Source organism: Verminephrobacter aporrectodeae subsp. tuberculatae At4 (assembly GCF_000193225.1).
Lineage (GTDB): Bacteria > Pseudomonadota > Gammaproteobacteria > Burkholderiales > Burkholderiaceae_C > Acidovorax > Acidovorax aporrectodeae.
In genome coordinates this window covers 1-8753 of record NZ_AFAL01000462.1, presented here as the reverse complement: position 1 = coordinate 8753, position 8753 = coordinate 1, and the positions used below count along the sequence as shown (strand labels likewise).

11 protein-coding genes are annotated in these 8753 nt (G+C 66.7%); 2 read left to right on the top strand and 9 right to left on the bottom strand.

All coding sequences use genetic code 11. The annotated features are described in order from the left end of the window. The 6 genes from VTU_RS0115000 to VTU_RS0114975 all read right to left on the bottom strand — a co-directional run. A partial coding sequence (locus tag VTU_RS0115000) for a proline racemase family protein (RefSeq protein ID WP_010105579.1) occupies positions 1-441 on the bottom strand: 441 nt, incomplete at its 3' end. A 15-nt stretch (positions 442-456) separates the two neighbouring features. After that, positions 457-1179, bottom strand: a complete 723-nt coding sequence (locus VTU_RS0114995; RefSeq protein WP_010105578.1) for an amino acid ABC transporter ATP-binding protein — start codon at positions 1177-1179, stop codon at positions 457-459. Beyond that, positions 1172-1822, bottom strand: coding sequence for an amino acid ABC transporter permease (locus tag VTU_RS0114990; RefSeq protein WP_010105577.1), 651 nt, complete (start codon positions 1820-1822; stop codon positions 1172-1174). Before VTU_RS0114990 ends, VTU_RS0114995 begins: the two co-directional genes overlap by 8 nt. 8 nt (positions 1823-1830) lie before the next feature. Then, positions 1831-2502, bottom strand: a complete 672-nt coding sequence (locus VTU_RS0114985; protein WP_010105576.1) for an amino acid ABC transporter permease — start codon at positions 2500-2502, stop codon at positions 1831-1833. 20 nt (positions 2503-2522) lie between these two features. Next, positions 2523-3344 carry an ABC transporter substrate-binding protein gene (locus VTU_RS0114980; protein WP_201766147.1) on the bottom strand — a complete coding sequence of 274 codons (822 nt, stop codon included), beginning with the start codon at positions 3342-3344 and terminating at the stop codon, positions 2523-2525. Positions 3345-3589: 245 nt separating this feature from the next. Further along, a complete protein-coding gene (locus VTU_RS0114975; protein ID WP_010105573.1) occupies positions 3590-4210 on the bottom strand; it encodes a hypothetical protein in 621 nt (206 codons plus the stop codon). A 278-nt stretch (positions 4211-4488) separates the two neighbouring features. Here VTU_RS0114975 and otsB point away from each other — a divergent pair, with 278 nt between their 5' ends. Beyond that, complete coding sequence (gene otsB, locus VTU_RS0114970; RefSeq protein ID WP_010105571.1) at positions 4489-5247, top strand: trehalose-phosphatase; 759 nt, start codon at positions 4489-4491, stop codon at positions 5245-5247. An 80-nt stretch (positions 5248-5327) separates the two neighbouring features. Further along, the gene (locus VTU_RS0114965) at positions 5328-6707 is read left to right on the top strand and encodes an alpha,alpha-trehalose-phosphate synthase (UDP-forming) (RefSeq protein WP_010105569.1); all 1380 of its coding nucleotides are present in this window, start codon (positions 5328-5330) and stop codon (positions 6705-6707) included. 49 nt (positions 6708-6756) lie between these two features. On the opposite strand, the gene VTU_RS0114960 is transcribed toward VTU_RS0114965, so the two are convergent. From VTU_RS0114960 to VTU_RS0114950, 3 genes are all read right to left on the bottom strand, one after another. Continuing rightward, positions 6757-7053, bottom strand: coding sequence for a BTH_I0359 family protein (locus tag VTU_RS0114960; protein ID WP_010105567.1), 297 nt, complete (start codon positions 7051-7053; stop codon positions 6757-6759). Between the two features lie 204 nt (positions 7054-7257). Further along, positions 7258-8367: a DUF3108 domain-containing protein gene (locus VTU_RS0114955; protein ID WP_029554436.1), complete on the bottom strand. Its 1110-nt coding sequence runs from the start codon at positions 8365-8367 to the stop codon at positions 7258-7260. Positions 8368-8446: 79 nt separating this feature from the next. Next, on the bottom strand, positions 8447-8753 hold a 307-nt coding region (locus VTU_RS0114950; RefSeq protein ID WP_010105563.1), incomplete at its 5' end, for a GNAT family N-acetyltransferase.

Here is an 8753-nt window from a genome sequence, read left to right as displayed (position 1 = left end):
CGAGGGGACGTTGTGAAAACGCACCCGGCGGCATTTGCCTCTCTCGCATTCGGCCTGGACCTGGACCAGGCCGGCGGGCGTGTCCACGCAGAGTTCGGTGACCGGCGAGCGCATGGGCAGCATTCCGCTCTCGAGCACGGCGGTCACGGTGCAGATCAGATTCGATCCGGACATCGGTGGGTAATAGTCCGACTCGATGACGATCATGCCGAACTGCGCCTGCGGCGAAATGGGCGGCGTCACCAAGTTGACCGCGGCGTTCACGCTCCCCCTCGGGTCCGACAACAGCATGCCGCGAATCCAGTCCTGCTGCGCCTGAAAGGCTTGCAACCGCTCGAACATGGACGCTGCGGCGGGCGCAATCACGCCCCCCGTGATGACGCGTCCGACCTCGCCCTCTGCGTGGGCGCCGACGACGGTGATGATGTTTTTGAGATGCATGATCGAAGGCTCGGCTCAGCGGGTGGACTTCAGAAAATCGATCGTTTCGGGCTTTTGCGGGTTGGCGATGACCTGCTCAGGGGGGCCGATCTCATGAATGACCCCGTTGCGAAAGAACGCCACCCGATCCGACACGTCGCGCGCGAAGCGGATCTCGTGCGTCACGACGATCATGCACATCCCCTCTTGCGAGAGCATCCGCATGGTGTCGAGCACCTCGCCGGCCAACTGCGGGTCGAGCGCGGAGGTCACCTCGTCGAACAGCATGTACTGCGGAGACATCGCGAGCGCGCGTGCGATCGCCATCCGCTGCTGCTGACCGCCGGAGAGCTTGCCCGGAGAGACGTTCATCTTGTCCTGCAGCCCGACGTGGCTCAGTTGCCTGACCGCTATCTCCTCGGCCTCGTGCTTGTCCTTGCCCAGCACCTTGCGTGGCGCGAGCGAGACGTTCTCCAGAACGCTGAGATGGGGAAAGGCGTTCCACTGCTGAAACACGATGCCTATGCGCTGGCGCAGCTTGTTCAGGTCCGTGCCCCTGGCGTGTGCGTCCACCCCATCGACCCGGATGCTGCCCTGCTGAATCGGCTCGAGTCCATTGATGCACATGAGCAGGGTCGATTTGCCGGAGCCGGAGTGGCCGATGATGGAAACCACCTCGCCCTTGTCTACCGCCATGCTCACGCCCCGGATGACCTCGAGCCGACCAAAGGACTTGTGCACGTTCTCGATCTCAATCATTCTCCTGCCACCTTTTCTCAACGAGCGCGCCGACCCGGGCGCATCCCCAACTCATGGCGTAGTAGATGAGGCCCGCCACGCAGAGCACGAACAGGGGTTCCTGTATCCGCGTGACGATCGTCTGCGCCGACCGAAGCAATTCGGTGATGCCGATCCACAGCACCAGGGAGCTGTCCTTCATCACGCCCAGCGTGAGGTTGATCCAGCCGGGAAACGCGACACGCGTGGCCATGGGCAGCACGACGTATTGGGCGACTTGGCGCTGGGTCAGGCCGAGCGATCGGGCCGCCCGGATGACGTTCCCCGGCACCGCCAAGACCCCGCTGCGGACGATTTCCGTGCAATACGCCGCGCAGTAAATTCCGAGCACCACGCAGCCTACGGCGAATACGCTCGAGTCCAGGCCCAGCATGCTTTTGAGCGCATTGAACAGAACGAACTGGATCAGCAAGGGGACGCTGCGGAATACGTCCAGCAGCCAACCCAGGGGCAGGGTCAGGCGGGGCAGCCAGGCGCGCAGAAAACCACACAGAAGACCACCCAGCGTGCCGATCAGCATGGCCCACAGCGTCAAATCGAGGGTGACCCATGCCCCCTCGAGCATGAAGAGAAGATCGTTGGCCGTGAAACTGGAGGAGAACATGCCTGCGCTCAGTCACGGAACAGCCGCCAGGCGAGCAGCCGGGCCACCCAGCCGATTCCCTTCGCGATGGCGTAGTAGAGGACCGCGGCCAAGGCGAAGAATTCGAACGTGCGAAACGTCCGGGCGTTGTAGTCCTGGGTCACGCCCGTGAGGTCGTCGTTCAGACCGACGCTGACGCCCAGCGAAGTCATCAGCACGGCCCACACCATCTGGTTGATCAGGGGGTAGAAAACGATGCGCAGCAGTTGCGGAACGACGATCAGACGGTAGGCCTGGAACGCCCCCATGCCCAGCGACCGTGCCGCGCGGACCTGGGTTGCCGGGATGGCCCGGAGCCCGCCGCGGAAGTTCTCGGCCAGATAGCCCGCGTTGTTGAACGTTATGCCGGCCAGGAGCGCGGCCCTGGAGCCGACGTGCAGGTCGAACGACCCCAGGCCAAAGTACAGCATGTAGATCTGAAAAAGCGCTGGCGTGTTGCGTGCGATCGAAACCCATGCATGCGCCGCGCCACGCAGCACCGGGTTGCGCGTGTCGCGCATTGCGGCGAGCGCCAGCGCGATCAGTACGCCGAAAACCATGGACACCGTGGCCGCCTCGACCGTGACCCAGGCACCGGCGAGCATGTCCGGCAGCGCCTTGAACGCCGCGCGCCAGTGGAAGGTGTAGTCGAAGTCCGGCATTCGATCGGCGGCTGCGGTGATCAGTAGTAGACGCCCGGAACCGTCAGGTCGATCGGCCTGCCACCGACCCACTTCTGGTACAGCTCGGCGTAGCGGCCCGTGCGCACCTGTTGGTGCACGAACAGGTTCAGGTAATGGATCAGTCCGTACTCGCTGCGCTTGGCAGCCAGCGACACGTAGTCGATGGTGTAGGGCGCGATGCCGGCGATCTTCAGGCCCTTGTACTTCCCGGATTTGATCGAAGCGGCAGCCACCGTGGACGTCACGACGGTGGCGTCAATCTGCCCCTGGCTCACCGCAAGCAGCGTATCCGCCTGCGTTTGGTAGGCACGGAAGCTCCCCTTGGGAGCGTTCCAGGCCTTCACGGCCTTCTCCAGCGCGAGCGCCTCGAACGAGCTCGACGTATTCCCCACGGCCCGTCCCTTGAGGTCTTCGTAAGACTTGATGTTCGTGTTCTCGCGCGTCAGAACGACCATCTGGAATGCGAAGTACGGAATCGTCATCCCGACCGTCTTTGCGCGCTCCAGCGTGTCCGAGGTGGAGCCGACGATGACGTCAACGCGGTTCGAAGTGAGCGCGGGGATCCGGTCGGCGAACGGCGTCTCGACGATCTGCGCCCTGACGCCCAGAACCTTTGCCAGATCGTTGCAGTAGTCCACGTCAAATCCGACGGGGTTGTTGCTTGCGTCGCGCGAACCCATCGGCGGGAAGTCCAGCACCACGGCGCAGCGCAATTTTCCCGACTCGATGATGGCATCGAGCTTGTCCGCGGCATGCAGCGCCGCGGTCGCGCAGAGGCCGAGAGCACTCACTGCGACAAGAGCAAGGGTCTTCAATTTCACGAGGGACTCCATTGGGCAGGTTGAGGAAACGCTCCGCACCGGTGAGCGTCGCCCGGTCCCGGACAGACGCGCACAAGTCAATATCTTACTAAAATATTTTAAATATCTTTACAGGGTATCCAGCAGATTGCGTGCCACCGATTTCTGAGGAAAAGGGGCGCCGGAACCAGGATCTGCAACGCCCATGCACCCTGCTGGTGCTCCCGGGCCCCAGCTCTGTGCAAGGCCACCGGTTTTTGCCGCGCTCAGTTCTCCACCTGCGCAAACTCCACGTACATCAGCTCACACGCGCCGCCGCCGGAGTCCGTGCGGCTGAGCGAGCTGGTCCAGCGCCATCCGCTCGGGTCCGTCACCTCGACGAGCTTGCCCGTGAGGCTGATGTAGGCGCCCTTTCGGGCCTTCTGAAGGACGCGCTCCACGGCCGGGGTGGCGGCAATCATGTGCATGTTCGCGGACGATTCATTGATCTCCTGCAGCGGGATGGGCGGCTCGTCTTCCCAGGAATAGTGGAACCACCGCCCGCTCTGGGACATGCTCAACTGCCCGTATACCGCCGGATCGGCCATGCGCTTCCAGCCCAGCGCCAGATCGATGTGCGACAGATCGGCCTCTTTGCCCAAATAGTAGTTCTCGCTCGAAAGCACCCGGGCGCGCAGCGCAAACGCCGCCAACGGCCTGACCTGGTAGTCCCCCAGCGCAAAGGGCGCATCGCTGGTGGCCGTTTGCACGGGACTGTCGGCAAGCACCTGCAGGGGCGCCGCGCGCTCCAGCAGGCGCTGGTCGGCCCAGTGCACGCGCAACTTTTCCGCGGCAAAAAACACCACGCATAGCGCAATGGCAAATTTGAGAACACGGGAGGGCGTCATGGAGCACCCGGAGCATCCGGCCGATTGTGTGTTCGGCCTGCGCTGGCACGAACCCGGCTGCGTTTCCGGATTTTTCGGGTCCCAAGGACTTCTCCGTCCCGCGCCTGAAAGGGGGCATGCCTTATCGGGTTCCCGAAAGCGGCTTGGAACGGAGCCCGGGTCTGTTTCGACTGTTGCCGGCCATTGACTGGCTTGCGCAGAGAACCCGTTCCTGCGCGCAGCCGACGGGACCGACCCCGCAGGGCTGCAATGCACCGTGTCTGCTATGGTTTCGCCGCATGCAAGCGCTCCCGCCCCTGACGCCCGCCCAGGCGCTGTTTCTGGATTTCGACGGCACGCTCGCCGAGTTGGCGCCGCGCCCGGATGCAGTGCAGGTCGCCCCCGGGCTGATCGCCACGCTGGCCGCGCTGCACACCCGGCTGGACGGTGCATTGGCCATGGTGACGGGGCGCTCCGAAGCGGATATCGATCATTTTCTGGCCCCCTTGCGTCTTGCGCTGGCCTGCGAGCACGGGGCCCGATACCGCCACGGCCTGGCGCAGGCCGCGCGCCCGGCCATTGCGCTACCCGATCTGGCGCCCGTTTTGCATGCCGCGAAGGCCCTCGCGGCGCAGCATCCCGAACTGCTGCTGGAACACAAGAGCGCGGGCCTTGCGCTGCACTACCGGCAAGCGCCGCAGTTGCAGAGCCTGTGCCGCGACACCCTGGAGCGCGCCATGCAAGCCATTGCAGGCGTGGAACTGCTGCAAGGCAAATGCGTCCTGGAAGTCAAACCCCGGGGCGTGCACAAGGGCCGGGCCATCGCCGACTTCATGGCGCAGCCGCCGTTTGCCGGCCGCACGCCGGTCTTCGCGGGCGACGACGCCACCGATGAAGCCGGCTTCGCCGCTGCCCAGGCGCTGGGGGGTTGGGGAATCAAGGTGGGCCCGGGGCCGAGCGTGGCGCAGCACCGCTGCACGACGCCCGCCGCATTGCGTGGCTGGCTCTCGGCGGCAGACAGCACCCTGGAGCACGGGACTGTTCCAGGGCGGGCGTAATCCACGCCGCCGTGCGCCTTGGGACAATTTAAGCGATTGTCTGACAACCACTCTGCCGCTACAACTGCGATGATGGGGCCATGAGCCGTCTGGTCGTCGTATCCAACCGCCTCGCCGATCCCCGCAAGCCCGCAGCCGGTGGCTTGGTCGTCGCGCTCGGCGAGGTCCTGAACCAGACCGGGGGGCTGTGGATGGGCTGGAGCGGCAACGTGCTCGAAGGCGGCGCACCCGGCGAGGGCGAACTGCACCTGCGGCAGGCCGGCGCCGTGACCCTGGCCACCATCGACCTGTGCCGCGAAGACCACCACAGCTACTACCACGGCTACAGCAACAGCGTGCTCTGGCCGGTGTTCCACTACCGGCTGGACTTGGCGGACTTCAACGCCCACTACATCGCCGGCTACCGCCGCGTGAACCAGATGTTTGCGCGCAAGCTGCTGCCGCTGCTGCGCGCCGACGACATCATCTGGATACACGACTACCACCTCATTCCGCTGGCCGCCGAACTGCGCGCCCTGGGCTGCCGCCAGCGCATCGGCTTTTTCCTGCATGTCCCCGTGCCGCCGCCACTCATCATGGCCGCCATCCCCCAGCACGAATGGCTCATGCGCTCGCTGTTTGCCTACGACCTGGTGGGTCTGCAGAGCGAGGCCGACGTCGTGCATTTCAAGCACTACGTGCACACCGAGGGCCGCGCCGAAAAACTGGGCGACCAGCACGTGCGCGCCTTCGGGGCCACGGTGCTGGTGCAGGCCTTTCCCATCGGCATCGACGTGGACGAGTTCAGCCGGCTGACCCGCGCCAGCGACGCCGTGGAAACCTGCGCGCGCCTGCGCGCCGAATACTCGCGGCGCCGCCTGCTGCTGGGAATCGACCGGCTGGACTACTCCAAGGGCCTGCCGCAGCGCGTGCGCGCCTTTCGCGAACTGCTCGAGCGCTACCCGGAAAACTGCGCCAGCGCAACGCTGGTCATGATCGCCGCGCCCACGCGCGACAACGTGCACGCCTACACCGACCTGCGCCAGGAGCTCGAAGGCCTGTGCGGCGCGGTGAACGGCGACTACGGCGAGCTCGACTGGATGCCGCTGCGCTACATCCACCGCATGGTGGCGCGCAAGCGCGTTCCGGGCCTGTGCCGCGCAGCAGCCGTGGGGCTGGTCACCCCGCTGCGCGACGGCATGAACTTGGTGGCCAAGGAATACGTGGTGGCGCAGGACCCGCAGGACCCCGGCGTCCTGGTGCTGTCGCGCTTTGCCGGTGCCGCCGAGCAACTCGACGAGGCCCTGCTCGTGAACCCCTACGACACGCAGGCAATGGCCGACAGCATGCAGCGGGCCTTGCAAATGCCGCTGGTCGAACGGCAGGAACGCCACAGCAAGCTCATGGAGCGCATCCGCACGCACGACGTGCACTGGTGGCGCCGGTCGTTTCTGAGCGCGCTGCAGGCTGCGAACGATTAGCAGCGCGTCGCTCGCGCCATGGATGCGCCGCCCTTCGCGGGGCGGGACGTCAGTGCATGACGACGGGGTTCTGCGCGAGGCTCGCGTAGCGGTCCAGCGCGTCTTCCACTTCCTCCTGCGTGGGCGTGTCGCGTTGCCAGGCGAGTATTTGCTCCTGGAACATCTCGGCCCAGGAGCCGTCCAGATACACCTCTTTGCCGGAGCGCTTGTCCACGATCTCAAAACCATGGCGCGCGAGCCGGGGACCGGTGGGGGGGGTGTTGTCAAGCGCCTGCGCGCCCTGCTCCACGGTGTCGGGCAGCATGTGGACCACCACGAAGGATTCTGAGTCGTAGAGCATGTGCATGGTATTTCCCCTGGTCGTAATGGATGACAGATGACAGCGGGTGCGCAGAGTTCAAGTGGCCCGGAGCAAGCCGGGGACCGCCCGGCTACGTCGCAGTATTTCATGAAAATCCTGGGTTACCAGATTTGCAGGACTTTTCTGTGGCGATGGCGCTGCCACGCAACACTCCACCCGGGCCTGCCCGGGGAGCCGTGCGGGAGATTCTCAGGGCGCGCTGCGGCCGCTCAGTTGCAGGTCCGCAAAGTCGCCATTCGCCTGCGTGAGCCGGATGCGCACGGGCAGATAGTCCAGCGCGGGGGCCAGCCACAGCACGGCCTGTTGGTCGTTCTGGTCGCGGGGCAGGCGCCGCAGCCTGAGGGCGACCGTGTGCCCGGCGGGCAGGTCCAGCGTTTCGGGGCCTTCGACGTGGAAGGTCCAGCGCTCGGCGCTGCGGGTGCTCACGGCGGTCAGCGTGAGTTCGGTGCCGGGAACCCCGCGCTGCGGGTCGGCTGCCAGCAGCGCGCCCAGTTGGATGAACAGGCTCAGGCGGTCCTGCGCACCGGGGTCCACTGCGGCCTCGGCGGGCGTTGCGGCGCTGAACACGACCCGGCCCCCCGCATGGTCGAAATCGGCCGTCTGTACGCTGCCCCGGCGGTGCTCGGAAAAGCGCTCGGGCCGCAGGCCCTGCGGCGTGATCCGGCCCTCGCTGCTCTGCGTGCGCGAGCCCAGCAGAAACGCGCCGACCTCCTGGCGCGCCGCATACCGGCTGCCATCGTGCTGCCACAGCAATTCGGCGCGGGCGTGGTAGCTGAGCTTCCTGGTCTGTCCGCCCACCCGGAACGCCAGCCGCGCCGGCGCGGGAAGAATCGGCAGCGGCGCGGCGCCGGGCGGGTCGCCGTTTGCGCCAGCGTCCTGCGCTGGAGCGACTGGCTGCGGCGGGTCCGGTGGATCCGGCGCTGGCGCGGCGCCCGCCCCGCTGTCGGGTGCAGCGCTCGCCATGCCGCTTGCGGCCCCGGGGTCCGGGTCGGGCGCATCGGCGAGCACCCCTGCCAGCCAATCCCCGGCGGGCGGGGGAGGCTGCTGCGCCTCGCCGGGGTTTGGGGCCTGGACCTGGACCTGGGGCTTGCGCGCCGCGCGCCTGGGCGCCGGTGCGGGCCGCGGCGCGGGCGGCTCCGGGGCCACGGGCGGCGGCGCGGCGATGCTGCGGGCGTCGAACACCCGGACAAGGTTCACGGACTGCACGGCTGGCTTCCAGGACAGGAACACCCAGCCCAGCACCAGCGCGTGCAGGAGCAGCACCAGGGCGGTGCTCAGAAACAGGGCACGCCGCCGCATCAGCGCACAACCGCCCCCGTGGATGCGCGCGCCGACGCCCGCATTGCGACCCGGCACGCGCCCATTCGGCACGATGCGTTCAAAGTTGCTTGTGGAAGAACGTGGTGCCGCAGAACGCGCCATCCGGCATCAGCGCGTAGTTGGGCACCATGCCCACCTGCTGCCAGCCGGCACGCCGGTACAGCCGCTCGGCGTCGCCGCCGGTCACGGTGTCGAGCACCAGCACCGTCTTGCCTGCGGCGCGCGCGGCATCGTCCACGGCGGCCATCAGGCGCCGGGCCAGGCCCAGGCGGCGGGCCTGGCGGTGCACCAGCATCTTGGCCACGTCGGCACGGTGGGGCTGGTTGTCGGGCATGGCGGTCACCAGTTGCACGGTGCCGACGATG

Coding starts and splice junctions, on each gene's coding strand:
- VTU_RS0114955 (WP_029554436.1), bottom strand. CDS start 8,367: ATGCGGCGGCGTGCCCTGTTTCTGAGCACCGCCCTGGTGCTGCTCCTG.
- VTU_RS0114990 (WP_010105577.1), bottom strand. CDS start 1,822: ATGTTCTCCTCCAGTTTCACGGCCAACGATCTTCTCTTCATGCTCGAG.
- VTU_RS0114985 (WP_010105576.1), bottom strand. CDS start 2,502: ATGCCGGACTTCGACTACACCTTCCACTGGCGCGCGGCGTTCAAGGCG.
- VTU_RS0114965 (WP_010105569.1), top strand. CDS start 5,328: ATGAGCCGTCTGGTCGTCGTATCCAACCGCCTCGCCGATCCCCGCAAG.
- VTU_RS0114960 (WP_010105567.1), bottom strand. CDS start 7,053: ATGCACATGCTCTACGACTCAGAATCCTTCGTGGTGGTCCACATGCTG.
- VTU_RS0114995 (WP_010105578.1), bottom strand. CDS start 1,179: ATGATTGAGATCGAGAACGTGCACAAGTCCTTTGGTCGGCTCGAGGTC.
- VTU_RS0114975 (WP_010105573.1), bottom strand. CDS start 4,210: ATGACGCCCTCCCGTGTTCTCAAATTTGCCATTGCGCTATGCGTGGTG.
- otsB (WP_010105571.1), top strand. CDS start 4,489: ATGCAAGCGCTCCCGCCCCTGACGCCCGCCCAGGCGCTGTTTCTGGAT.